The sequence below is a fragment of the Streptomyces sp. NPDC047108 genome, from assembly GCF_040643575.1.
Classification (GTDB): Bacteria; Actinomycetota; Actinomycetes; order Streptomycetales; family Streptomycetaceae; genus Streptomyces.
Genome location: NZ_JBEYUP010000014.1, coordinates 100513 through 125771 on the forward strand (window position 1 = coordinate 100513; position 25259 = coordinate 125771).

The following is a 25259-nucleotide window of genomic DNA, read 5'->3' on the forward strand; positions in this document are numbered from 1 at the left end:
GCCTCGCTCAACTACCGTCCGGAACCGGGCTGGTGCCCTCCGTTCGTACCGTGGCAAGATGCTCTACGCGGGTTGGTACGACTTAACTGACCGTGAATCAGTGGCAGTGGAAGCTGGGGGAAGGTGAAGATGCCGGTGGGGGATGGGGCATCGCCGAAGGCTGCGGGTTCTCCGCTCGCCCGCCGGCTCAACTACCTGTTCACGAACATGCATCCGCCGGGATCCCCGTACACCAACGCGTATGTGGCCGAGGAGATCAGCCGCGGAGGCGAGTACGGCGGCGTCACGCTCACCGAGCAGTATCTCTCGATGCTGCGCAACGCCAAGCGGGCCAATCCGAGCCCCGAAGTGCTGCGCGCGCTCGCCAAGTTCTTCGCCGTACCCGTCGGCTATCTCCTCGGAGACCTGTCGGAGTCCCAGGCCGAACGGGTCGAGGAGGAGGTCCAGTTCCTCGTCGCCATGCGCGACCAGCGGGTGCGGGCGATAGCGCTGCGCTCCGTGGGCCTGCCGCCCGAGGTGCAGGACAGCCTGACCGACATCATCGGCCAGTTCCGCCGGCAGATGAATCTCCCGGAGGCCCCGCCGGAGTCCGGGGGTGATACCTCCCGTGGAGGTCAATGAGGTCGACCGGGCCCGGGCCGGGCTCTTCCACGAGTGGCGGCGGATCGGCGACGAGGACGGTGCGGGTGTGCGAGTCGGAGGAATGCGCAGACGGTGCAAGCAGCTCATCAAGGAGCTGGGGCTGCCGGCGTCCACCGATCTGCAGGGGCTGTGCGATGTGGTCGCACGCCGGGTCTCGCGCTCCATCCACCTGGTGCCGATGAGCCTCGACGGTGTGGTCTCCGGCATGACGGCCACCACCGACGACGGCTACTGGATCTTCTACGAGCTCAAGACCTCGCCCTGGCACCAGGTCCACATCGTGCTGCATGAAATCGGCCATCTTCTGCTCGGCCACGAGCAGGACCCGGCCGTCACGGAGGACGCCCTGCGCGTCTGGACACCCACGGTCGACGTGTCGACGGCGATGCGCCGTATGGGGCTGACCATGGGCTTCGCCCGCCACCACTGCTACGACAACGTCACCGAGCGCGAGACCGAGGTCCTGGGCACGCTGCTGATGGAGCACGTCGTGCCCTCATCCGTGGACGAGGGCCCCCCGCTGCGGGGCCAGGCCGCCCGGCTGGCGGCCCAACTCGGCCCGGCGCTCCAGCACGTCCGCCGCACGGGGACCGGCGGCGCGGACGGAAGCCGCGGCGCCGACGGCATGGGTGAGACCGACGGCATGGGTGAGACCGACGGCATGGGTGAGACCGACGGCATGGGCGGGGCGAGCGGCCTGCCTCCCGTTGGGGACACCGGCGACGGCGACACCGGCGACACATCGCCGGACGAGGGCGGGGACGCCCGTGTTTGACGCCATCTACCTCTGCTTCGGCGCCGTCGCGTGGGCCATCGTCGCGTACAAGACCCGGGCCTGGCTGCGCGACCGCGGCAACGCCGACCTCGGACTGACCTGCGTCATGACCGCCGGTGTGGCGACGGTCTTCCTGCTGTCGGCGCCCAGCGTGTACCGCGCGTTCGACCAGCTCACCGGGGTCGCGAACCTCGCGATGGTCTTCCTCTACTCGTCCGTGGTGCAGTTCGCCATCGGCGCCCTGGTGCTGCTCCTCCGCTGGACCGGCGGCACGAGCGAGCAGGAGCGCGCCCGTACGGCCCGGCGGGCCTGGACCGTGGTGGCCGTCGTCTGCGCGGTGTGGACCGTCGCGATCGTCTGCTTCGCCGTCGGCCGCCCGGACGCCGTCGAGCATCCGCGCGACTTCAGCACGGCCTACGCGAACGCGCCGGGTGTCGTCGCCTTCCTGGTGATCTATCTGGCCATCTTCGGGACCGGTCTCGCCGCGCTCGGCGTCCTCTGCCCGCGCTACGCAGGACGGCTGGACGGCTCCTGGCTCGCGCGCGGTCTGCGGGTGATCGCCGCCGGCTGCTGGCTGGGCCTGCTGTACTGCGCCTGCAAGCTGACCGGGTTCGTCTTCTCCTGGTCGGGCCGGGAGCTGTACTGGCTCTCCAACGGCGTCGCCCCGATGAGTGCTTCGGTCGCCGCGCTGCTCGTCCTCACCGGGTTCGCACTGCCCGCGATCGGCCCCCGGGTGTCGGCCTGGCGCAGGCTGCGCCGTCTGGAACCGCTGTGGCGGACCGTTACAGCGGACGCCCCCGAGGTGACGATGGAGGACCGCTCCTGGCCGGCGCTGTGGCCCTTCGCCGATGTGGAGTGGCGCGCCAACCGGCAGATGGCGGAGATCCGGGACGTCCAGCGGGGCATCCGGCGCTTTGTCGAGGCGGAAGCCCTCGGGCTCGCCCGGGCCAAGGGCACGGAGGCCGGGCTCGACGACCGCCGTCTGACCGCGCTGGTCGAGGCGTCGGCGCTCCGGCGCGGCCTGCAGAACCAGGCCGTCGGGCACGTGCCGGCGCACAGCGCCGACAGCGTCGTGGTGACCATGGGCGCCGATCCGGCCGAGGAGCACGAGCACTTGGCGCTCGTCGCGGACGTCTACCGCCTGCCGCTGGTGGACGACGTCCTCGACGCGCTGCGGGAACGGAGCGCGGCACAGTCACCGTGACCGCGCGCGCCCTGAGCGAGGTGGCCCTGGACGGGGGTCTGGGCCACCTACGACACGGGCGGCGTCGGGGAGGGAAGGATCCCCGACGCCGCTCCTGCGACCGGATCGCGCGTCCGGATCGCCCGGCCGGATCGCGCAGGTGGCGGCCCACGCTTCGCGACGGAGGCTGTGACCGTTGTGTCAACTGCCGCGTCTAGAGTCGGTCTTCATGCAGAACACCGCCGAGTCCGGCACCACACCCCCTGACGAACCGGCCGGTGACGTACCGGCCGCTGATGTCGCCGCCCTGCTGGCCGACCCGTACGCGGAGTACGCCCGGCTCCGGCAGGCCGGGCCCGTCCACCGGATCACCGGAAGCGACGGACTGTCCGCCTGGCTGGTGACGCGCTACGAGGACGTACGGCAGGCGCTCGCCGATCCGCGGCTCTCGCTCGACAAGAAGAACGGGAGGCCCGGCAACTACAGCGGGATGCGGCTCCCCCCGGCCCTCGACGCCAACCTCGGGAATCTGGACCCGCCGGACCACACGCGGGTCCGGCGCCTGGTGACGAAGGCGTTCACCCCGCGCCGGATCGAGCAACTCCGGGACCCCGTACGGCAACTGGCGAACGACCTCCTGGACGCCGTCGCCGACGACGGCCGCGCCGACCTCATCGCCGCCTTCGCCGCACCTCTGCCCATCACCGTGATCTGCGAACTGCTGGGCATTCCCGCACGCAACCGGCCGGACTTCCGCTCCTGGACCGACGCCCTCATCGCGCCCGATCCGGAGCGGCCCGAACTCGCCCGGGACGCGGCGGGCAACATGCTGCGCTTCTACACCGAACTCATCGCCGCCAAGCGCGCGGAGCCCGGCGACGACCTGCTGTCCGACCTGGTGCGCGTGCGTGACGCAGGCGGTGACGACCGGCTCTCCGAGGACGAACTGACCTCGCTGGCCTTCATCATCCACTTCGGCGGCTACGAGAACGTCGTCCATCTCATCGGCAACGCGGTGGTGGCCCTGCTCGACCACCCCGAAGTCCTGGAGGAGTTGCGCAGGAATCCGGCCAAGCTCCCCGCGGCGGTGGAGGAGTTCGCCCGCTACGACGCCCCGGCGTCGCTGGCCGTCCGCCGCTTCCCCCTGGAGGACGTCGAGATCGGGGGCGTGACCGTTCCCGCCGGTGAGACCGTTCTGCTGTCCCTCGCGTCCGCCAACCGCGACCCGGAACAGTTCAAGGATCCGGACCGTCTGGATCCGCACCGCGTACCTTCCGGACATCTTTCCCTCGGTCACGGCATCCACTACTGCCTCGGTGCACCCCTGGCACGGATGGAGACGGAGATCGCCCTGACCGTACTGCTGGGCCGATTTCCCGGGCTCTCCCTGGCAGTTCCGCGGGACGAGCTGCGGCGGAGGCCGACGATCCGGGCCCATGGCTTGATATCGCTCCCAGTGTTCTGGCATCCGGAAAAACGAACAGGCATTTGATGCATGACCACTCCTCGATGAGGTAGAAAGGTGCTCGTGCCCGCCCGGTGTGCATCCCCCGTCGCACCGGGCGGGCCTTCTGCGTATCGACTACCGTCGGCGCCGTGAGCAACTCCCGTACCGACGTGATGGGTGTGGACGCCTGTCCCACCGGCTGGGTGGGCGTGGTGCTCCGCGCAGGACGCTTCGCATCCGCACACGCGGCACCGGATCTCCACGGACTGCTCGACCACGGCCGGGACGCGGCCGTGGTGGGCATCGACATCCCCCTCGGACTGCTGGACTCCCGCTGGCGGCAGGCGGACCGGCTCGCGGCAGCCCGGCTCGGACCGCAGCGCGCCCGGGTCTTCGCCGTACCGCCCCGCCCGGTGTGGGAGGAGGACGAGTACGCGGCGGCGAACCACCGCTGCCGGATGGTGACCGGCTCCGGGCTCAGCCGGCAGACCTGGGGCCTGGTGAAGAAGCTCCGCGAAGCGAACGGCATCCGGGAGGCGGGGGACGAGCGCCTGCACGAGGTGCACCCGGAGATCTCGTTCGCGGCGATGGCGGACGGCTCCCCCGTGACCTGGAGCAAGAAGAGCTGGACGGGACAGCGGATGCGGCACCGTCTGCTGCGCGCCCACGGCATCGTGCTCCCCGAGGACCTGGGCGCGGCCGGACGCGTTCCGCCCGACGACGTACTGGACGCCGCTGCCGCGGCCTGGAGCGCCGACCGCATCGCACGCGGAGCGTCCGAGCGCCTGCCCGACCCGCCGGAGCTGACCGCGACCGGACTGCCCATCGCGATCTGGTGGTGACGGGCGGCGCCGCGGAGCCGGGGAGGGATCGCCGGACACTGGGGCCGGCGGTGCGAGAGGGCCGCGTTCCGCCGCGGAGGGTTTGGCTCACGGGCCGGCGCGACGATCCGGATGCGGTGTGTCCGCGCTGTCACGGTCCGTTGCGCCGCGGCCGTCTCGGCGGACGGGGCACGCTGTGGTGCCCGCGCTGCCGGCCGGACACCGAGTGAAGGAGAGGTCACGCGGCGCGACGGCCGCGCGGTGGCGACCCGCGTCCGCGGGCGCGATCAGCGGTCCGCGGCGATGTCCTCGCGGAGGCCGTCGGAGAACTCCCACCACGACAGAGGGAGCCAGTCACCGTCGATGAAGCCGTCGACCGTCGCCCCGCGGCCACGGATGGCCACCGTGGTCCCGGGCGGGTAGGTTGTGCCGGACAGGCCGGGTACCGGGACGAGCAGGGTCCCGAGGCGCTGTGCCACTTCTCGTCCTCCTCCTTCACCCGATTTCGTCGCAGGACGGTCCGACTTTCATGACGACTTTACCGGGGTTGTCTGATCGTCCCCCCGGAGGAATCATGAGAGATAGGTCACGCGGATGGAGCGGCCGTGCCGCCTCGCGCTTTACGCGCCCGACTCGGGCCGCATTCGACCGACCGTGCCGTTCCCCCGCGGGCAGCAAAGACAGTGCATCGCCAAGCGGAGGTGGTATCCAATGAAGGCCGTCGTCTACAAGGGACCGTTCAGCGTGGCGGTCGAAGATGTCGAGAAGCCTCGGATCCAGCACCCGAACGATGTGATCGTACGGGTCACCTCTACCGCGATCTGCGGCTCCGACCTGCACATGTACGAGGGCCGCACGGCGGCCGAGCCGGGGATCGTCTTCGGCCACGAGAACATGGGAATCATCGAGGAAATAGGCGAGGGCGTCACCTCGCTCAAGAAGGGCGACCGTGTGGTCATGCCCTTCAACGTCGCCTGCGGATTCTGCACCAACTGCGTCGAGGGATTCACGGGATTCTGTCAGACCGTCAATCCCGGCTTTGCGGGCGGCGCTTACGGTTATGTCGCCATGGGACCCTGGCCCGGCGGGCAGGCGGAATACCTCCGGGTCCCCTACGCAGACTTCAACTGCCTGAAACTCCCGGCAGGGAACGAGCACGAAACCGACTTCATGCTGCTGGCCGACATCTTCCCGACCGGCTACCACGGCTGCGAGCTCGCCCAGGTGCGCCCGGGCGAGAGCGTCGCGGTGTACGGCGGTGGGCCCGTCGGTCTGATGGCCGCCTACTCGGCGCTGCTGCGCGGCGCGAAGAAGGTGTTCGTGGTCGACCGGGTGCCCGAGCGGCTGCAGAAGGCCGAGGAGATCGGGGCCACTCCGATCAACTTCGCCGAGGGCAACCCGGTGGAGCAGATCAAGGACCGGACCGAGGGCGTCGGCACCGACAAGGGCGTGGACGCGGTCGGCTACCAGGCGATGGCGCACGGCGAGGAACGCGAGGAGCCCGCGACCGTCCTCAACTCCCTCGTCGGCACGGTACGGCCGACCGGAGCGCTGGGCATCCCCGGCCTCTACGTCCCGGCCGACCCCGGAGGCCCGGACGAGAGCTCCAAGAAGGGCATGCTTCTCGTCTCCATCGGCAAGCTCTTCGAGAAGGGCCTGCGGCTGGGCACCGGTCAGTGCAACGTGAAGCGGTACAACCGGTACCTGCGCGACATGATCATCGAGGGCAGGGCGAAGCCGAGCTTCGTCGTCTCGCACGAACTGCCCCTGGACCAGGCCCCGTCGGCGTACGACAAGTTCGACAAGCGGGTCGAGGGCTACACGAAGGTGATCCTGCACCCGTGACCGCGTAGAGGCCGCGCGCCACGACATCCGGGGTGAGGGGCCGAGCGCCCCTCACCCCGCTCGGCGCGCCTGTACGGTCCTCTCCGCCGTACGGTCCTCACCTGCCGTACAGCGCGTCGATCTCGGCGGCGAAGACCTCCTCGATCCTCCCGCGGCGGAGCTTCCGCGACGGGGTCACCAGGCCCGCCTCCTCGGTGAACGAGGAGGACAGCACGCGGAACGTCCTGATGGACTCCGCCTTGGAGACAAGGGTGTTGGCGGCCGTGACCGCCCTGCGGATCTCCGTCTCCAGGTCGTCGTCCACGGCCGGATCCCAGGCGTCCAGCGGCGGTTTGCCGCGCAGCGCCAGCCAGTGCTTGACCGCCTCGAGATCGAGCGTCACCAGCGCCGCCACGTACGGCCTGTTGTTCCCGACCAAGAGGCAGTGCTCGACCAACGGGTGCTCGCGGACGCGCTGTTCGAGCTGCGGGGGCGAGATGTTCACGCCCCCGGCGGTGATGATGATCTCCTTCTTGCGCCCGGTGATGGTGAGGTACCCGTCGGAGTCGAAGGCCCCGATGTCACCGGTGGCCATCCAGCCGTCCCGCAGGACTTCGGCCGAGCCCTCGGGGTCGTTCTGGTACTCGGCGAAGACCGTTCCGCCGCGTACGAGGATCTCGCCGTCCTCGGTGATCCGGATCGACGTACCGGGGATCGGCGGACCGACCGTGCCGAAGCGGACCCTGCCCGGGGGGTTGCAACTCGCGGCGGAGGAGCACTCGGTGAGCCCGTACCCCTCGTAGATCGTCAGCCCGGCCCCCGCGTAGAACAGCCCGAGGCGGCGCCCCATGGTCGAGCCGCCGCTGACCGCGTTGCGCACCTTGCCGCCGAGTGCTTCGCGGACCTTGCTGTAGACGAACTTGTCGAAGAAGCGGTGCTGGACGCGCAGGGAGGCCGACGGCCCGGGACCGGTGCCGAACGCCCGGTTCTCCTGGGCCTCGGCGAAGCGCACCGCCACGTCGACGGCCTTGTCGAACACGGCGGCGTTCCCCTCCGCCTCGGCCTTGTTCCGGCCGGCGTTGAAGAACCGCTCGAAGACCTGCGGCACGGCCAGGAGGAAGGTGGGCCGGAAGCCGGCGAGGTCCTCGACCAGTGCTTCCGCCGTCATCTCCGGCTGGTGACCGAGTTGTGCCCAGGCCCGGATCGCCGCGACCTCGACCATGCGGCCGAAGACATGGGCGAGGGGGAGGAAGAGGAGGGTCGACGCCTGGACGCCTTCCGGCGCGAAGACCGGACTCCAGCGGGCGACGAGGTTGTCGGAGACGGTCATGAAGTTGGCGTGGGTGAGGACGCAGCCGCGGGGCGAACCGGTCGTGCCGGAGGTGTAGATGACCGTGGCCACCGAGCCCGGGGTGACCGCGAGGCGCTGCCGGTGCACCACGCCCTCGGGAATGTGCTCGCCCGCCTCGACCAGCTTCTCGACGATGCCGGTGTCGAGTTGCCAGACGCGGGTGAGCGCGGGCACCCGGTCGATGACCGAGCCGAGGGTCATGGCGTGGTCCTCGTGCTCGACGACGATGGCGACGCAGCCCGTGTCGAGCAGGATCCACGCGACCTGCTGGGGGGACGAGGTGGGGTAGACGGGGACCGGCTGGGCTCCGATGCTCCAGAGCGCGTAGTCGAAGAGCGTCCACTCGTAGCGCGTACGGGACATGACGGCCACCCGGTCGCCGAACCGGATGCCGTCCGCGATCAACCCCTTGGCCAGGGCCACCACTTGGTCACGGAACTCCGCCGCCGACACGTCCGTCCACCGGCCGTCCACCTTCCGGCCGAGCGCCGCCCTGCCGGGGGCCTCCGCGGCATGGTCGAAGACGGTGTCAGCCAGGCCACCGACGTGGGGCGCCGTGGCCATGACAGGCGTGGTGAACTCGCGCACGCGCATGCTCCTTGTGGGACTGGGAGCCCGGGGGACGTGCACGCTAGCGCGTGGACGGGTGTGATGAAAGCGCTGCAGCGCGTAGTCATGGTCTGTTGCGGAATTGTGTTTCGGGTCGCCGTACGGTGACCGGTCGAAACCGCCCGTACGGGACCGGAGTTGGCTCCGATCGGCGCGAATACGGCGTGAAGGCGGGGTGTCCCCCGGCGCGAAATCTCCACGCTCCGGCGCTCGGTGGACGGCTCACGCCGCGAAGCGGAATCCCACGACCGGACTCCGGCGCGAGTGGCCGCCGTGCGCCACGCGCCGTGCATCGGTCTTTTCGTGCCGCCGTTGCGCTGCCGCACTCCGGGTCACCGGGCCGTCGTGCGCCGCAATTCCGTCACCGGGCCCCCGGTCGGCCGTCACAGGCTACGGTCGTCCTCGCCACGTGCGCGCATGGCGGCGCCGGACCTGGCGCGATCCGACGGCAGCGGCGGAAGACGACCGGTGCGGAGAGCCTCGGCCGTACGCACCGTAGGGGCGGCCGGGGGCCACCCTTGCCCGCCGCCCCTGCGCGACCGTAGGCTGAATGCGCTTTCAGGCAGGTCACGGCGGGCGGGGAAGCGCGTCGGCCCGCGGGGGAACGGAAGAGACGAGGCTGCTGGATGAGCACACCCACGGTGTACGACGTCGCCGAACGGGCGGGCGTGTCCATCGCCACGGTCTCGCGCGTCTACCGCACCCCCGACTCGGTGCGCGCCGCCACCCGCGACCGGGTGCTCGCCGCGGCACGTGAACTCGGCTACCTCCCGAGCGGCAGCGCCCGCGGTCTGGCCAGCCGGACGACCGGCGTCCTGGGCCTGTGTTTCCCGGACTTCCACGACACGGAGGCCGAGGACGTCCCCGACGCCGACGACGCCGAGCTGATGCTCTACTCCGACGAGGTCATCCGCGGGATGGAGCGGGCCGCCCGGCGGCACGGCTACGCGCTGCTGATCTCCGCCTCGCACGCCGACCGCGCGGGCGAGCAGCTCGCCGAGGTCGCCGGGCGGGTGGACGGCCTCGCCGTGCTGGCGCAGACTGTGCCGGGCGAGGACCTCGAGGTCGTGTCGCGGCGGCTGCCCGTCGTGATGCTCGCGGGACAACGGAATGACGACCACGACCACATCGAAGTGGCCAACTTCGACGGTCAGCTCGAGCTCACCCGGCACCTGATCGTGGACCACGGTCTGCGCCGCCTCGCCTTCGTCGGCGGTCCCCCGGACTCCCCGGACGGCGAGGCCCGCTTCCGCGGTTTCCAGGCCGCTCACCTCGAAGCCGGACTCCCTCTGCCGGACCACCCCGACCTGCGCGGGGACCTGACGCAGTCGGCGGGGCGCAAGGCCGTCGCCGAGCTGCTGGACCGGGACGGGGAGCACCCGCAGGGCATCCTGCTCGCCAACGACCAGATGGCGGTGGGTGCGCTGCACGCCTTGGAGGGGCTCGGCATCGGCGTCCCGGACGGGATGGCGGTGACGGGCTTCGACGGGATCCCGCTCAGCAGGCTGGTCCGGCCGACGCTGACGACCGTACGGCAGCCGATGGGCCGGCTCGGCGAGGAGGCCGCGCAGCTCCTGGTGGCCAGGATCCGCGACCGGGACCGGGCGCCGGCGGCCCGGCTGCTGCCGGTGACGGTGACGCGGCGCGCGAGCTGCGGCTGCGGGCAGTAGCGGGACCGCTCGGTGGGCGCGGACGGCTCACCGGGGCCGGGTGGTGACGTACGCGCGGAGCAGTGGTCGCACGGATACACGGTGCGGTGGCCGCACGGTGACGCGGTGGTCAGGTGTCCGCACATGCGGACTGACCCTCCGGGTTTACGAAAGCGTTATCGTCCGGCCCCTTGAGCCCGCCGACAGGGTGCTACAGGGTCATGTATGCGCTTACAGGCAGCGCATACATGAACTCGAGGAGGGGCCGCATGACACGCACTGCCAAGTCCGTCACCATCGCCATGACCGTGGTGTCGGCGCTCGGCCTGACGACCGCATGCGGCAGCGACGGCGGCGACCAGACCAAGGCCGACGCCAAGCAGACGCTCACCGTGTGGGGCATGGGCGAGGAAGGCAAGCGGCTCCAGGCCGTGGCCGACGAGTTCACCTCGAAGCACCCCAACATCAAGGTCAAGGTGACGCCGGTCGGCTGGGACGTCGTCCACCAGAAGCTGGTCTCCGCGGCGGCCGCGGGGAACCTCCCCGACATGGCACAGATGGGCTCGACCCTCATGGGCGAGTTCATCGAGCTCGGCACCCTGGAGCCGGTGGACACCGGCACCTTCGACAAGGGCGACTTCTTCCCGGCGGCATGGGACGGCAACGTCAAGGACGGCACCGCGTACGGCGTCCCGTGGTACGTCGACACCCGGGCCCTCTACTACCGCACCGACCTGGCCGAGAAGGCGGACGTCGAGGGCGCCCCCGCCACGTGGAAGGACCTGCGTGCCCTGGCCGCCGCTTACCACGGCAAGGCGGACACGGACTACGGCATCAGCCTGCAGGCCGGCGGTACGGGCGCGTGGCAGAACTGGCTGCCCTTCCTCTACTCCGCGGGCGGTTCCGTCCTGGACAAGGACGGCAAGCCCGCCCTGGACTCCCCCGCGTCCGTGAAGTCCCTCGAGGAGTACGCGCACTACTTCGGCAAGGGCCTCGCCAAGAAGAACTTCACACCCGGCTACGACGTGGTGAAGGACTTCGGCTCCGGCAAGGTGCCGATGTTCCCCTCCGGTCCCTGGATCGTGCAGAACATCAACGACCAGCAACCGCAGCTCAAGGGAAAATGGAAGGTCGCCGAGCTTCCCGCCGGCAAGAAGTCCGCCTCGTTCATCGGCGGCTCCTCCCTGGTGACGTTCAAGGACAGTGAGCACAAGGCCGCGGCCGCGGAATTCACCAAGTTCCTGACCACACCGGAGAAGCAGGCCGACTGGTACAAGGTGTCCAAGACGCTGCCCGCCGTGAAGGCCGCCTGGGAGCAGCCCGTCCTCAAGGACGGCGACGACTCGCTCAAGGTCTTCCGGAAGTCCCTGGACAGCGCCCAGGAGGTCCCGCCGCTGGCGAAGTGGAACGAGATCTCGGTCAAGATGGACGACGCGCTGGGCAAGCTCGCCCGGGGCGCCGACCCGGCCGCGACGGCCGAGCAGCTGCAGAAGGCCACCGAGGGCCTGGTGGACTGAGCCGATGAGCACCACCGCCGCGAAGCCCGGCGCCGCCCCCGACCCGCCGCCGAGGGCCGGGGGGCGTACGCCCCCCGGAACCGGGGACGGAACCGGAACCGGAACCGGCGCGGGATCCGGGACCGGGAACGGGAACGGGCACGGTACCGGCGCCGGGAACAGGACCGGGCCCGGAGCCGGGCGCCGGGGCCCGCAGCAGAGGCACGGCCGGAAGATGCCGTCCCGCCGGGACCGGCTCTCCACACAGAACCTCTCCGGCTGGCTCTACTCCGCGCCGTTCCTGTCGCTCTTCCTCACCTTCATGGCGTTCCCCATCGTGGCGACGCTGGTGATGAGCTTCACCGATTTCGATCTGCAGAACGTCACCGATCCTCTGTCCGCGGAATTCATCGGCCTGGAGAACTACAGCAAGCTGGCCGAGGACGAGAAGTTCGTCCGCGCTCTGATCAACACGGTCTATTTCGTGGTGCTGGGCGTACCGCTGACGATCGGCGGCGGACTCGTCGCCGCGGTGCTGCTGAATTCCGGTATCGACCGTTTCCGCACCTTCTTCCGCGTCGGTTTCTACGCGCCCGTGGTCACCGCCATCGTCGCGGTCGCCGTCATCTGGCGCTTCGTCCTCGACCCCTCCGAAGGGCTCATCGCCGGGCTCGCCCATCAGGTGGGGCTCACCACCCCGAACTTCCTGGACTCCGAACTCCTCGCCATGCCGTCGCTGATCGTGATGGCGGCCTGGCGGAATCTGGGCACCGCGATGGTGCTGTTCCTCGCCGGGCTGCAGTCCATCCCGACCGAGGTCAGGGAGGCGGCGCGCATCGACGGGGCCGGGATCTTCCAGGAGTTCCGGCGGATCACGGTGCCGCTGCTGCGCCCGACCCTGCTGTACGTCGCGGTGATGACCACCATCGGCTTCCTCAACGTCTTCGAGGAGCCGTTCGTGATGACCGACGGCGGCCCGGGCAACAGCACGCTGACGATCTCGCTGCACATGTACAAGGAGGGCTTCGACTTCTTCCACATGGGCTACGCGAGCGCCATGGCGTACGTCCTGTTCGTGATCGTCCTGGCCGTCACGACGCTCCAGCTCCGCCTGCTGAAGGACAAGACGCGATGAGGACGACCGAGCTCCGTACCCCCGCACCCGGGTCCCCGTCCGGCGACGGCGGGGCCGTGCCCCCCGGCCGCCGGGGCGGCTCGCGCGCGGGCAAGATCCTCACCTACGCCCTGCTGAGCGCCGGCATGCTGGTGATGGTCGCGCCGTTCCTGTGGATGGCCCTGTCGGCCTTCAAGACCGATCGCGAACTGGGCGCCTCCCCTCCGGCGTGGATCCCCACCGAGTGGACGCTGGCGAACTTCCGCAGGCTGGTCGACCTGCTCGACATCCCGCAGTACTTCTTCAACTCCGTACTCGTCGCGGTCGTCGTGACGCTGTGCAATCTGCTGTTCTGCTCGATGCTCGGCTACGCGCTGGCCAAGCTGAACTTCGTCGGCAAGCGGCCGGTCTTCGCGATCGTGCTGGGCGCGCTGATGGTGCCGGGGAATCTCATGCTCCTCCCCATGTTCGTGATGATGAGCAGGATGCATCTGATCGACTCGTACGCGGCGCTCGTCCTGCCGTTCGCGGCCGGGGCGTTCGGGGTCTTCCTGATGCGGCAGTTCATGACGGCGATACCGGACGAGCTGCTGGAGGCGGCCCGGATCGACGGTGCGCGCGAGTGGTTCATCTTCTGGCGCATCGTGCTGCCGCTGGTGAAGCCCGCGCTCGCGACGCTGGCGATCTTCGTCTTCCTCGGCTCCTGGAACAACTTCCTGTGGCCGCTGGTCGCCACCAACGACCCGGACAAGTACACCCTCCCGGTGGCCCTGGCCACCTTCGCGATCGACCCGACCAAGGCCAACGGCTCCAACGGCGTGCTGATGGCCGGCGCCTTCCTCGTGGTGCTGCCGGTGCTGCTGGTCTTCGTGCTCCTCCAGCGCTACTTCACCCAGGGCATCGCGACCGCGGGCCTGAAGTAGCCCGGCCGGGGCCGGGGTTCGCGGGAGCCTTCCCGCCGGCTCCGGCCCCGGCACCCACCGCTCCTCCCCCACCACCCGCCCCACGGACCACGACCGACGACGGAACCCCTGCCGCACGCCCGTCATGTATGCGCATCCATGAAAGGTGGACCATGACCGACACGAACGCCGCCCGGCTCGACTGGGAGCAGCGGATCGGCCTCCCCAGCGACCGGCCGCTGGTGGGCACGGCCGATCTGCCCGCCCCTGCCGGGCTGCGCTCCGAGGACGGCACCGGGCACGTCCTGCTCGACTGGGAACCCGTCGAGGGCGCCCTGGGCTATCTCGTGCACCGCGCGCCGTCCGTCGACGGCCCCTTCGAGCCCCTGGACCACCAGGGCGGTGACGTCCTGGCCGTGCCCCATCCGCCGTACGCCGACTCGCTCGTCGAGCCCGGGCGCGGCTACTGGTACAAGGTCGCCTCCTGGACCGACGCGGGCCCCGGCCCGCTCACCGCGACCGCCGTTCCCGGCTGCGCCCGCGCACGGGGTGCCGAACCGGCCCGCGTCACCGTCACGGTGGACGCCGCAGCGACGCCCGTCCCCCTGCCGGGCGTCTGGAACCGCATGATCGGTGCCGAACACTTCTCGCTCCTCGTCTGGGACCGGGAAGGCCCGGGCGGCGCGGGCGTGGCCGCCGAGTACGCCCGGGCGCTGGGCATCATGCGCGACGAGATCGGTGTCCGCACGGTCCGGGCCCACGGCACGTTCCTCCCCGAGAACGTCACCGTGCGCGATGACGGGTCCTTCGACTTCTCCGGTCTGGACGAGGTCTACGACCGCTTCCTGGCGACCGGGCTCAAGCCGGTCGTCGAGCTGTCCTTCATGCCGCGCGAGCTGGCCGCCCACCCGGACTCCACCGTCTTCCAGTACCAGGCCGTCAACTCCGTCCCCGCGGACTGGGACCGGTGGGGCGACCTGTGCCGGGCGCTGACGGTGCATCTGCGGGAGCGGTACGGCGCCGACGAGGTCGCCGGCTGGGAGTTCGAGGTCTGGAACGAGGCCAACCTGGAGGTGTTCTGGACGGGGACGCAGGCCGACTACCACCGCCTGTACGAGGTGGCCGTCCGCGCCGTCAAGGAGGTGGACGCCCGCATCCCGGTCGGCGGACCGGGCTCGGCGGCGGCCGGGTGGGTCGGTCCCCTGCTGGAGTTCTGCCGCGAGCACGACGTGCCGATCGACTTCGTCTCCACCCACACCTACGGCAACGCGCCGCTGGACTTCCGGCCGCAGACCCGGTCGTTCGCCGAGGCGACGGGCCGGCCCGAGCCGGAGATCCTGTGGACCGAGTGGGGCGTGACGCCGACGCACTTCCACCGCGTCAGTGACGCCGTCTTCTCCGCGCCGTTCGTACTGCGCGGGATGAAGGCGGCCCTGGCGTCGACCGACGCGCTCGCCTACTGGGTGGCCAGTGACCACTTCGAGGAGCTGGGCTGGCCTCCGAAGCTCTTCCACGGCGGCTTCGGCCTGCTGACCGTCGGCAATCTGCGCAAACCGCGGTTCTGGGCGCTGTCCCTGCTCTCCGCACTGGCGGGCGGCCGGGTCCCGGCCCGGGTCACCGGCGACGGCGCGGAGGCGCTGACCGAGGCGCTGGCGACGCGTACGGAGGACGGCGCGCGCGTCGACGTCCTGGTGTGGAACGGCACGCTCGACCAGACGCGGATCGACGGGGCCCCGGCACTGGACCGTACGGCCGCGGTGGAGGTGAACGGCCTCGCGCCGGGCGCCTCGTACGCGGTCACGCTGCACCGCGTCGACGAACGGCACAGCAACATCAAGGCGGTCTGGGAGGACCTCGGCGGGGGCGACTGGCCGGACGCGCAGCAGTGGGCGAAGCTGCGCGCCGCCGACCGGCTCTCCGAGGAGTCCCTCGCCCCGGTCACGGCGGGCGCCGACGGCCGCGCGACGCTCACCGTCGATCTGCCGATGCCCGGTATCCGCGCCCTGCGCCTGACCCGTACCTGACCCGCCCCGGGCCGGGCACGCTCGCGCCACCCCCGGATTTCCCTTCCGACGAACGGAGTTGGACGCCATGGAACGCCGTACCTTCCTCGCCGCGGGCGCGGGCGCGTCCGCGGTCCTCGCCCTGGGCGCCCCCGCAGCAGTGGCCGGGTCCGCGGCACGAGCCGGCCGGACGGGCGGCTCGACCGAGGCACTGCTGCACCGCTGGTTCCGCGACACCTACCGCTCGATGGAGGCCATGACCACGCGTCTCGGTCTCGCCACCGACAAGATCGACGTCAGCGGCGACGCGCCGGTGCTGTCCGTCAACACCTCGCCGACCAACATCGGCTGCGGCCTGTGGTCGACGGTCGCGGCCGCCGGGCTCGGGGTGATCGGCCGCGACGCGATGCACCGGAAGCTCGAGCGCGCGCTGACGGCGGTCGAGAAGCTGGAGCGGGCGCACGGCTTCTGGTTCAACTGGTACGACGCGCACACCGGCGATGTCCTCACAACCTGGCCGGAGAACGGCGACCCGGTCCGCCCGTTCCTGTCCTCCGTGGACAACGCCTGGCTGGTCACGGGACTGCGTATCGCCGCCGACGCCGACCCCGCCCTGCGCCCCCGGATCCACCGCCTGCTGGCGGACGCCGACTGGTCGTTCTTCTACACGCCGTACGACGCCGACGACCCGGCGACCCACCCCGGCCAGCTCCACGGCGGCTACTGGACGGACGACGACACCTTCACCCCGCACTGGTACGGCGCCCTCAACACCGAGCCCCGTATGGCCAGTTACCTCGGGATCGGGGACGGCTCCCTGCCGCCCGAGCACTACTGGCACACCTTCCGCACCATGCTGCCGGAGTGGGAACAGGAGCAGACGCCCGAGGGTGAGTGGGTGACCGTCGACGGGGTGCGGGTGTGGCGAGGCCACTACACCTACCGCGGACGGAAGCTGGTGCCCTCCTGGGGCGGCTCGATGTTCGAGGCGCTGATGGTGCCGCTGTTCGTCCCGGAGGCCGCCTGGTCCCCCGGCGCGTGGGGGCTGAACCACCGCCGCCACGTCCTGAGCCACATCGAGCACGGACTGGAGGAGGAGAGCTACGGCTACTGGGGCTTCTCCCCCGCGAGCATCCCGGCCGGCGGGTACGGCGAGTACGGCGTGGACGCGATCGGCATGCAGGTCGAGGGCTACACCTCCAAGGGCGTCGTCACCCCGCACGCCTCCTTCCTCGCCATGCCGTTCGCCCGCGACAAGGCCATCGCCAACCTTCTGAAGACGGCCCGTGACTTCGGCGCGTACGACGACGGGCTGGGCTTCCGCGACGCGGTCGACGTCCGCACGGGGCGGGTCAGCGACGTCATGCTGGCGCTCGACCAGGGCATGGTCGTCGCCGCGCTGGCGCAGGTGCTCCGCCCGGGGCTGCTCCAACGGCCGTTCCGCACCGGTGGGTTCGCCCGCCGCGTCCGGCCCCTGCTCGAACGAGAGGACTTCGGGCTGTGACCGGGCCGGGCAGGCGCCCCGACATCGTCCTGCTGATGACCGACGACCACGCGGCACCGGCCATCGGGGCGTACGGCAGCGTGATCAACCGGACTCCGGCGGTGGACCGGCTGGCGGCCGAGGGCATGAGGTTCGACAGCGCCTTCTGCACCAACTCCATCTGCTCACCGGCGCGTGCGACGCTGCTCACGGGCGCCTACAGCCATGTCCACGGGATGACCACGCTGGAGCAGCCGGGCCAGAAGTTCGACGCGAGCCAGCCCGCGTTCCCCGCCATGCTGAGGGCGGCGGGCTACCGGACGGCGATCGTCGGCAAGTGGCACCTGGGGCACGGCGGGAAGAGCGACCCGCACGGCTTCGACCACTGGGAGATCCTGCCGGAGCACGGGGTCTACCACGACCCGGTGTTCCTGACGGCCGACGGCGAGCGGCGGTACTCCGGCTACGTCACCGACATCATCACCGATCTGGCGCTGGCCCGGCTGGACGAGCGCGACCCGGACCGTCCGTTCGCGCTGCTGATCCAGCACAAGGCCCCGCACCGGGCGTTCGAACCGGCGATGCGCCACCGGAACCTGTACGCGCGCGAGCACATCCCCGTACCCCCGACGCTGCACGACGACCACGCGGGCCGCTCGCGTGCGGCGTCCGAGGCACGGATGCGGATGTCCGACCTGCAGCCGTTCGACCTCAAGGAGCCCGTGCCCGAAGGGCTTCCGGAGCGCGAGGAGCGGGAGTGGCGCTACCAGCGCTACATCAAGGAGTACTTGAGGGTGGTGGCCGGGCTGGACGAGAACGTCGGCCGGCTGCTGCACTACCTCGACGTGAGCGGGCTCGCCGGGACCACCGCCGTCGTCTACACCTCCGACCACGGTTTCCACCTGGGCGAACACGGCTGGTTCGACAAGCGGTTCATGTACGAGCCGTCGCTGCGCATCCCGCTGATCGTGCGCTGGCCCGGTGTCGTCGAGCCCGGCTCGTCGTGCGACGAGCTGGTCGCCAACGTCGACTTCGCGCAGACCGTGCTCGACATCGCCGGGGTCGCGCCGCACGAGCGCATGCAGGGCCGCAGTCTGCTGCCGCTGCTGCGCGGCGAACGACCGCCGGACTGGCGGCAGTCGGTGTACTACCGGTACTTCGAGCACCTGGACGTCAGCCACAACGTCCAGGCCAGCTACGGCATCCGCACCCGCACGCACAAGCTCATCCACTACCCGGGGCACGGTTCGGGCCAGGTGGGGGCCTCGCCGGAGACGCGCGAGCCGGAGTGGGAGCTGTTCGACCTCGAACGCGACCCGGAGGAGCTGCGGAACCGCTACGGCGATCCCGCGTACGCGTCGGTCGTCGAGGACCTCACCGGACAACTGGCGCTGCTGCAGGTCCGGTACCGCGACGCCGCGGGGCGTCCGCGATGAGCACCGGACCGGCCTGCTGCCCGCCGCCCCGCGAGGGACCGCGCCCACCCGCATCCGTGACCGGTGCCGCATCCGTGACCCGCGCCGCAACCGCACCCTCGGCCGCGGGTACGTCCACGGCCACGGGCCCGTCCGGAGCCCTAGGCAGGTCCGGAGCCGCAGGCCCGTCCGGAGCCCTGGGCAGGTCCGGAGCCGCAGGCCCGTCCACGGTGCGCCCCGAGCCCTCCGGCGGCTGGCGCCCGCTGCCGGGCGGCACCTACGCGATGGGCTGCGACAGGAGCCCGTACCCGCAGGACGGGGAGGGCCCGGTGCGCGAGGTGAGCCTCGATCCGTTCCGCCTGGGCGCCACCGCCGTCACCAACCGCGAGTTCGCCGCCTTCGTGGACGCCACGGGCTACACCACCGACGCCCAGCACTTCGGCTGGTCGTTCGTCTTCGGCGGCTTCCTGCCGGACGACTTCCCGGCGACCCGGGCCGCGGCGGCCACCCCTTGGTGGCGGCAGGTCTACGGCGCCTGCTGGCGCCATCCGGAGGGCCCGCAGTCCGCCCTCGCCGGGCGCTGGGACCACCCGGTGGTGCACGTCTCGCACGCGGACGCAGCTGCGTACTGCGCCTGGGCCGGCGCCCGGCTGCCGACGGAGGCCGAGTGGGAGTACGCGGCGCGCGGCGGACTGGAGGGCAAGCCGTATCCGTGGGGCGACGAACCGGACCCCGGGGGCACCTACCGGATGAACATCTGGCGGGGGGACTTCCCGGACCGCAACACCGCCGCCGACGGCTACGCGGGGACCTGCCCGGTCGACGTCTTCCCGCCCAACGGATACGGGCTGTTCAACATGGTCGGCAACGTGTGGGAGTGGTGCGCCGACTGGTTCACCCCGGCCCGGACAGGCCCAGTCCCCGGCCCCGCCGTGAACCCCGCGGGGCCGCCCGTGGGAATGGTCCGGGTGCTGCGCGGCGGCTCCCATCTGTGCCACGTGTCGTACTGCTTCCGCTACCGCACCTCGGCCCGTATGGGCAACACACCGGACAGTTCGAGCGGCAACACGGGCTTCCGCTGCGCCCGTTGAGCCGCTTCGGGATCCGGGCCGGGAAGCCATGGCCACCCCGCCGTCCCGCCTCCTGCGGTCGTTCACCGTGGCCGAGAAGGGCAAGCCTCCGTTCGGGGCGAGCGGGTGCATCCGGCGGGGCGGAGCGCGGCCCTGCGCTGCCACCGGACCTCGCCGTGGGCGGCCTGCGGATCGCATACGCCACCACGCAGACCACCGGGGTGCCGGACGGCGGCGTCACCTTCCGGGCAGTGGGCGAGGAGGCGGTCGGGCGGTCGCGGCGGTCGCGGGCCGGGCGCGCTGCGAGGGCTCCAAGTCCTCGTACGGGCGCGGGCGTACGGCGGCGGGCGTACCGTGCCGCGGGTCCGCCACCGCGCGTTCACGGTCCGCGGCGGCCGAGGCACCCGCGGCGGGCCGGGCTCGCCGCCCGGCGGCGGGGTTCACCCGGCGGCGGGGCGGCTCAGGCCACCACGTCCGCGACCGTCACCGCGTCCCGGGTGAAGGCCACGCGCTGGTGCGGGCCGCCGTCCGGCCAGGCGATACGGACCTCGTCGTCGCCCACGCGCAGTGCGGCGGCGAGCGGTTCGGCCGTCGCATCGCCCGACAGTCTCGCGAGGCAGACGAACAGGCCGTGGCCGGAGTCGTCCACCGTGCCGGTGAGCACGGGCATCCAGGCTTCCCGGGTGTACGCGGTGCTGCCCGCGGCGATCGACTCGGCGACCCCGCCGTAGCCGTGCACGGGCACCAACTCGGAGACGACGTCGGGTTCGTGAAGGGCGGGCACCTGCGCGGAGGCGGGTTCCCGCGCGGCCGGCTCTCGCGCGGCCGGCTCTCGCGCGGCCGGCTCTCGCGCGGTGGCGGGGTCCTGTACGGCGGGCCGCGGTGCAGCCGGTGCCGGTGCCGTGGCCGCGGCGGCGACCGTCGCCCTGCCGTCCACCGCCCAGCCGGAGATCCGCACGTCCGTGCCGGGTGCGGCGCCGCGGACGCGGTGGATCCGTACCTCCGCCGCACCGCGCGCCAGCGTCACGGCGGTGACGGTCACCCCGGGCAGCTCCGCGTCGCCGACGAGCGGCCGGTGGGCGGAAGCGGCCCAGCCGGGCCCCGAGCCGAGCGGGGTGATCCGGCCGCGACGCGTCAACCAGTGCTCGCCGTCGGCGTCTTCGGCGAGCAGCCCGAAGTGGTTGTCCGGATCCTCCCCCGGGACGGTGGGGCCGGTGCGGGTGGAGTAGGCGAGGCGGGCGTAGAGCGGATCGTCGCGGGAGGGTGGGAAGACCTGGCCGTGGCTGCCGTGGTTGTGCACACGGACGAGCCCGTCGGCCGCCGTCGACTGCACGAGCCAGCCGGGCGCGGGCAGCGGCGTGACGGCGTCGGCGGCCTCGGACGGTGCGGGGCGCTCCGGCGCCGTCCACTCCGCGTGGTCCGGCGGGAGCAGCAGACCGACGAAGCCCTTGCTCGCCCAGTACGGGGAGGCGGTGCCGGAGTAGTCCTGCACGATGGGCGCGTACGGGCCGTGCCAGCCGAGCGAGAGAAGTCCGGGCGGCGCATCCGGGGCGACGGGACGCGAGGCCCGGGCGTCCGGAACCCCGTCCCCGGCCCGATCGGTCGTGTGCCCGGCCGCCGCTCCCCGGTCGAGGAAGTAGCGCAGGCTCCCGCTCGCGATGCGCCGCGTCGCCCCGGTGGGCAGCGGCGTGTGACCGGTCAGCGCGCCCGCCCACAGCGCCGCGGTGGCGGCGAACCGGTAGGTCAGGGACCGGCCCTGGTGGAGCGGGGCCCCGTCGCCCCCGAACAGCCGGGCGTATCCGGCGAGGAACGCGCGGAGGCGGGCGCCGTAGCGCTCCAGCAGGTCCCGGTCGCCCGCGAGCCGGGCGTGGAGCACCGGATACAGGTGCAGGGCCCAGCCGTTGTAGTGGTCGAAGGAGCGCTCGGGCCCGTCCGTGTACCAGCCGTCGCCCGCGTACCACTCCTCGATCCGCTCCAGACCGCGCTCGACCGCTGCGCGGGACGCCTCGGTCCGTACGCCCGCATCGGCGAGGAAGCCGCCGACGGTCAGCGGGAAGAGCCACCAATTGTTGTCGACCGGCGGCTCGCCAAGGGCACCGGACAGCCAGTCCGCGGCGCGCTGCCGCACGGCGTCGTCCAGCCGGTCCCACAGCCACGGCCGGGTCAGCCGGAGGGCGAGCGCGACGGAGGCGGACTCCACCCACGCCTGGCCGCAGTCCGCCTGGCGGGGCCAGGACTCGGCGTCGTCCCGGCCGGGTGTGCGCGTACCGACGGCGAGTCCGTCGGCATAGCGGTCCAGCACCCCGTACGGGTCCCGGCCGCCCGCCCCGGCGACGCGGAAGGCGGCGAGCAGGAAGGTGCGGGCGTAGCCCTCCAGACCGTCGGAGCGCCGTCCGGACGAACTGTGGGCGCCGGGCAGGGTGATGAGCCCGCGGGCGGGTGAGGTGTACGGGTCCACCGCGGCGAGCAGCCCGTCCGCCGCGGCCTCCCAGTGGGCGCGGGTCCACCCGGTGTACGGGCTCGTCGTGCGGTCCTCGGGCGGCAGCGGCCAGGGGTGCGGGGGCACGGGCATGGCGACGACTCCGGGCGGGCGAGCGGCGGTTCGAGGGCCGAGGCGGATGATGTATGCGCTTACAGCCCTGTGGGCAGAGTACATCTCCGCCTGGACCCATGGAAGCTGCCGGGAGCGGAGCGGTGCCCGCGCGCCGCCCCGTGCACCGCCGCACTCCGGCGCGCGCCCTCTGCCCACCGGGGCTTCGTCCACGAATACTTGGAGGCGGCTCCATGCCTCGCCGACACGCCTCCCCGCCACCTCTCGCCGATCTCCGGCGCCGAAGGAGACGCCCGTGCCGACTTCCGTACCGTCCGAGCCGACCTCCGTACCGAGCGGGCCGACTCCCGTACCGGCCGAGCCGACTCCCGTACCGGCCCATCTGCCCGACCGGCTCACCCTCTCCCTCTGGGACTTCAGCTGGTACACCCGCACCGGTCCCGGCGAGCCGTTCGAGGATCTCGACCGCGCCTTCTCGGAGGCCGTCGACCGCGGCTACAACACCGTGCGGATCTGTGCCATGCCCTATCTGCTCTTCGGCTCGGGGCTGGACACCTCGCGCCTGACGCTGGGGCCGCTGGGCGGCGCGTACGGACAGCGCACCCGCTGGTACGACGTCCGCGCCACGGTGACCCTCGACGGGCGCGAGCGCCTTCTCGCGCTCCTCGAGGCCGCGCGGCGCCACAACTGCTGTGTCGTGCTGTCCAGTTGGGAGTACCAGCAGAGCCCCTCGTTCGCCGAAGGACCCGCCTGGTACGAGGCGCTGTACGCGGTCCCGCCCGAGCGCCGCGCCGAGGCCCTGGCCGACGCCCTCGCGGACCTCGTCGACTTCCTCGCCGCTCACGGTCTCGACGACCGGATCGCCTTCACCGAACTGCACAACGAGGTGCAGGGCAGCCGTCTGACCGAGGGCCTGCCACCGGACGCCGACCGTGTCGTCGCCCTGCGGCCGCGCCTGGAGCGCGGGCTGGCCCGTTTCAGGAAGCGTCACCCGGAACAGCTGGTGACCGTCAACTACGCGAAGGTGCCGGTCGGTTCACTGCGCGGCGTCCCGCGCTCCGCCGACGTGGCCGTCTTCCACCCGTACGTCTACGGCGTACTGGAGGAGCTGATCACCACCTTCGCGCTGCGCGACGCCTCCCGCCCGTTCCCGCAGGAGGAGATCCGCCGTGCTCTCCTCCGCCCGGACGCGCCCGACCTCGCCGACTGGACGCCGGGCTCCGCCGGTGGCTGGCGCCGCGCGGCCACGACGGTGCAGCAGCGGGAGGTCTACGCGCACGACTGGTGCGACCCGGAGAAGTGGGACCGCTGGCTCCACGACCACTACCCCCCGCACCGGCGCGAGATGGAGACACGGCTGGCGCTGTGGATCGACGCCGCGGCCGACTGGGCGGCGGAGACGGGCGTTCCACTGGTGTTCGGCGAGGGCTGGATCGGCTACACGCCCTTGCACGGCACCTTCGAGGAGGGCCCGGTGGGCGCGGCGTTCTGCCGCACCGCGGTGGCCCGTGCGCGGAACGCCGGTGCCTGGGGGACGGTGGTGTGCTCCAACGCGGCGCCGCACCACCCCATGTGGGACGACATCGCGCTCCAGCTCGACTGCACGACGGCCTTCCGGGCCGCCCGGGAGGACGAGGGGGCAAGGTCCTGACTCCCAGGTCCCGACACCCAGGTCCCGACTCCGACGTCCTGATACCGCGGCGCCGCGGGGGCCGGAAGGTCGGGGCGTCCCCCGGAGCCGTCTCTGCCCGCGTCAGAGCCAGCCGTTCCGGCGGAAGCCGCGGTGGATGGCGACGCAGGTGGTCGCGATGACGCCGAGCACCAGCGGATAGCCGTACGTCCAGCGCAGTTCCGGCATGTGCTCGAAGTTCATGCCGTACAGGCCGCACACCATGGTGGGCACCGCGATGATGGCCAGCCAGGCACTCATCTTGCGCATGTCCTCGTTCTGGGCCACCGTCACCTGGGCGAGGTTGGCCTGCAGGATCGAGTTGAGCAGGTCGTCGAAGCCGGTGATCTGCTCGGTCACCCGGGTCAGGTGGTCCGCGACGTCACGGAAGTACGCGCGGATGTCCGGGTCGACACCGGGCAGCCGGTGGCCCGGCGCGGGCTCGGCGAGGGTCTGCATCGGGCGGTCCAGCGGCGCGACCGCCCGCTTGAGTTCGAGGAGTTCACGCTTGAGCTGATAGATCCTGCCGGTGTCGGCACCGCCCCTGCGGCGGGCGAAGACATCGCTCTCGACGTCGTCGATGTCGTTCTGGAGGGCGTCGGTGACGGCGAGATACTCGTCCACGACATGGTCGGCTATGGCGTGCAGGACGGCCGACGGCCCCTTGGCCAACTGGTCCGGGTCCGCCTCGAGTTCCTCGCGCAGCGGGCCGAGCGAGCCGTGGCGGCCGTGCCGGACGGTGATGACGAAGTCGGGTCCGGTGAAGACCATGATCTCGCCGGTGTCGACGACCTCGCTGGTCGCCGTCAACTCGGCGTGCTCGACGTAGCGCACGGTCTTGAGGACGGTGAACAGCGTGTCGTCGTACGGCTCCAGCTTGGGCCGCTGGTGGGCATCGACGGTGTCCTCGACGGCGAGCGGATGGAGGCCGAACAGCTCGGCGACACCGGCGAACTCCGCCCGGTCCGGCTCGTGCAGCCCGATCCAGACGAAGCCGTTGCCGCTGCCGCGCTTGCGTACCTGCTCGCAGTTCACCACGGCGCTTCCGAGCGGCGACCGGGCCGGGTGGCTGAGATCCACCTTGCGGCGACGGTGCGGCAGACGGACCGCTCTGCGGAGATTGCTGATCACTGACACGGGCTGGCTCCTCACACTGCTGAGCGGCCAGTGTCGCAGGCAGAGCAATGGCGGGACGAGCCTCCGTCGGACGACGTGGTGGGGGCCGGGACGCGTCAGGGCCGGGCCCGGGGCCGGC

At 71.6% G+C, this 25259-nt stretch carries 19 protein-coding genes and 1 pseudogene; 16 read left to right on the plus strand and 4 right to left on the minus strand.

Annotated elements, in window-relative coordinates; translation table 11 throughout:
• Positions 1-135: 135 nt before the first annotated feature.
• The 6 genes and pseudogenes from ABZ822_RS24190 to ABZ822_RS24215 all read left to right on the plus strand — a co-directional run.
• Positions 136-621 carry a helix-turn-helix transcriptional regulator gene (locus ABZ822_RS24190; protein WP_360857902.1) on the plus strand — a complete coding sequence of 162 codons (486 nt, stop codon included), beginning with the start codon at positions 136-138 and terminating at the stop codon, positions 619-621.
• Positions 608-1417: a hypothetical protein gene (locus ABZ822_RS24195; RefSeq protein ID WP_360857905.1), complete on the plus strand. Its 810-nt coding sequence runs from the start codon at positions 608-610 to the stop codon at positions 1415-1417. Before ABZ822_RS24190 ends, ABZ822_RS24195 begins: the two co-directional genes overlap by 14 nt.
• Positions 1410-2621, plus strand: coding sequence for an MAB_1171c family putative transporter (locus ABZ822_RS24200; RefSeq protein ID WP_360857908.1), 1212 nt, complete (start codon positions 1410-1412; stop codon positions 2619-2621). Before ABZ822_RS24195 ends, ABZ822_RS24200 begins: the two co-directional genes overlap by 8 nt.
• A 208-nt stretch (positions 2622-2829) precedes the next feature.
• Positions 2830-4092, plus strand: a complete 1263-nt coding sequence (locus ABZ822_RS24205; protein ID WP_360857911.1) for a cytochrome P450 — start codon at positions 2830-2832, stop codon at positions 4090-4092.
• 104 nt (positions 4093-4196) lie between these two features.
• A complete protein-coding gene (locus ABZ822_RS24210; RefSeq protein WP_360857914.1) occupies positions 4197-4889 on the plus strand; it encodes a DUF429 domain-containing protein in 693 nt (230 codons plus the stop codon).
• 29 nt (positions 4890-4918) lie between these two features.
• Positions 4919-5098 (plus strand): annotated as a pseudogene (locus ABZ822_RS24215) (zinc finger domain-containing protein); the annotation flags it as partial.
• 57 nt (positions 5099-5155) lie between these two features.
• Here ABZ822_RS24215 and ABZ822_RS24220 read toward each other — a convergent pair.
• Positions 5156-5347 (minus strand): hypothetical protein, encoded by a 192-nt coding sequence (locus ABZ822_RS24220; protein ID WP_360857917.1) that lies wholly within the window; start codon positions 5345-5347, stop codon positions 5156-5158.
• Between the two features lie 232 nt (positions 5348-5579).
• On the opposite strand from ABZ822_RS24220, the gene ABZ822_RS24225 reads away from it, so the two are divergent.
• Positions 5580-6713, plus strand: coding sequence for a glutathione-independent formaldehyde dehydrogenase (locus ABZ822_RS24225; RefSeq protein WP_360857920.1), 1134 nt, complete (start codon positions 5580-5582; stop codon positions 6711-6713).
• A gap of 97 nt (positions 6714-6810) precedes the next feature.
• On the opposite strand, the gene ABZ822_RS24230 is transcribed toward ABZ822_RS24225, so the two are convergent.
• Positions 6811-8631: an AMP-dependent synthetase/ligase gene (locus tag ABZ822_RS24230; protein ID WP_360857923.1), complete on the minus strand. Its 1821-nt coding sequence runs from the start codon at positions 8629-8631 to the stop codon at positions 6811-6813.
• Between the two features lie 647 nt (positions 8632-9278).
• On the opposite strand from ABZ822_RS24230, the gene ABZ822_RS24235 reads away from it, so the two are divergent.
• From ABZ822_RS24235 to ABZ822_RS24270, 8 genes are all read left to right on the plus strand, one after another.
• Positions 9279-10322 carry a LacI family DNA-binding transcriptional regulator gene (locus tag ABZ822_RS24235; protein WP_360857926.1) on the plus strand — a complete coding sequence of 348 codons (1044 nt, stop codon included), beginning with the start codon at positions 9279-9281 and terminating at the stop codon, positions 10320-10322.
• Between the two features lie 248 nt (positions 10323-10570).
• Entirely contained in the window at positions 10571-11818 is a 1248-nt protein-coding gene (locus ABZ822_RS24240; protein WP_360857929.1) for a sugar ABC transporter substrate-binding protein, read from the plus strand.
• A gap of 214 nt (positions 11819-12032) precedes the next feature.
• Positions 12033-12932: a sugar ABC transporter permease gene (locus tag ABZ822_RS24245; protein ID WP_360857932.1), complete on the plus strand. Its 900-nt coding sequence runs from the start codon at positions 12033-12035 to the stop codon at positions 12930-12932.
• A gap of 125 nt (positions 12933-13057) precedes the next feature.
• A complete protein-coding gene (locus tag ABZ822_RS24250; protein WP_360858060.1) occupies positions 13058-13834 on the plus strand; it encodes a carbohydrate ABC transporter permease in 777 nt (258 codons plus the stop codon).
• A gap of 152 nt (positions 13835-13986) precedes the next feature.
• Entirely contained in the window at positions 13987-15837 is a 1851-nt protein-coding gene (locus ABZ822_RS24255) for a glycoside hydrolase (RefSeq protein WP_360857934.1), read from the plus strand.
• 67 nt (positions 15838-15904) lie between these two features.
• Positions 15905-17320, plus strand: a complete 1416-nt coding sequence (locus ABZ822_RS24260; RefSeq protein WP_360857937.1) for a glucoamylase family protein — start codon at positions 15905-15907, stop codon at positions 17318-17320.
• Positions 17317-18735 (plus strand): sulfatase, encoded by a 1419-nt coding sequence (locus tag ABZ822_RS24265; RefSeq protein ID WP_360857940.1) that lies wholly within the window; start codon positions 17317-17319, stop codon positions 18733-18735. Before ABZ822_RS24260 ends, ABZ822_RS24265 begins: the two co-directional genes overlap by 4 nt.
• Before the next feature lie 209 nt (positions 18736-18944).
• Positions 18945-19805 carry a formylglycine-generating enzyme family protein gene (locus tag ABZ822_RS24270; RefSeq protein WP_360857942.1) on the plus strand — a complete coding sequence of 287 codons (861 nt, stop codon included), beginning with the start codon at positions 18945-18947 and terminating at the stop codon, positions 19803-19805.
• Between the two features lie 439 nt (positions 19806-20244).
• Here ABZ822_RS24270 and ABZ822_RS24275 read toward each other — a convergent pair whose 3' ends face one another.
• On the minus strand, positions 20245-22356 hold the full coding sequence (locus ABZ822_RS24275; RefSeq protein ID WP_360857945.1) for a DUF2264 domain-containing protein: 2112 nt from the start codon (positions 22354-22356) through the stop codon (positions 20245-20247).
• 361 nt (positions 22357-22717) lie between these two features.
• Here ABZ822_RS24275 and ABZ822_RS24280 point away from each other — a divergent pair, with 361 nt between their 5' ends.
• Positions 22718-23986, plus strand: coding sequence for a cellulase-like family protein (locus ABZ822_RS24280; RefSeq protein ID WP_360858063.1), 1269 nt, complete (start codon positions 22718-22720; stop codon positions 23984-23986).
• A 102-nt stretch (positions 23987-24088) separates the two neighbouring features.
• Here the strand turns inward: ABZ822_RS24280 and ABZ822_RS24285 are convergent, their stop codons facing one another.
• Positions 24089-25141 (minus strand): magnesium and cobalt transport protein CorA, encoded by a 1053-nt coding sequence (locus ABZ822_RS24285; RefSeq protein ID WP_360857948.1) that lies wholly within the window; start codon positions 25139-25141, stop codon positions 24089-24091.
• Between the last annotated feature and the right edge of the window lie 118 nt (positions 25142-25259).

Bases quoted from the DNA above. Each gene is read 5' to 3' on its own strand.
- ABZ822_RS24205 (WP_360857911.1), top strand. From the start codon at position 2,830: ATGCAGAACACCGCCGAGTCCGGCACCACACCCCCTGACGAACCGGCC.
- ABZ822_RS24225 (WP_360857920.1), top strand. From the start codon at position 5,580: ATGAAGGCCGTCGTCTACAAGGGACCGTTCAGCGTGGCGGTCGAAGAT.
- ABZ822_RS24235 (WP_360857926.1), top strand. From the start codon at position 9,279: ATGAGCACACCCACGGTGTACGACGTCGCCGAACGGGCGGGCGTGTCC.
- ABZ822_RS24240 (WP_360857929.1), top strand. From the start codon at position 10,571: ATGACACGCACTGCCAAGTCCGTCACCATCGCCATGACCGTGGTGTCG.
- ABZ822_RS24245 (WP_360857932.1), top strand. From the start codon at position 12,033: ATGCCGTCCCGCCGGGACCGGCTCTCCACACAGAACCTCTCCGGCTGG.
- ABZ822_RS24250 (WP_360858060.1), top strand. From the start codon at position 13,058: ATGCTGGTGATGGTCGCGCCGTTCCTGTGGATGGCCCTGTCGGCCTTC.
- ABZ822_RS24255 (WP_360857934.1), top strand. From the start codon at position 13,987: ATGACCGACACGAACGCCGCCCGGCTCGACTGGGAGCAGCGGATCGGC.
- ABZ822_RS24260 (WP_360857937.1), top strand. From the start codon at position 15,905: ATGGAACGCCGTACCTTCCTCGCCGCGGGCGCGGGCGCGTCCGCGGTC.
- ABZ822_RS24275 (WP_360857945.1), bottom strand. From the start codon at position 22,356: ATGCCCGTGCCCCCGCACCCCTGGCCGCTGCCGCCCGAGGACCGCACG.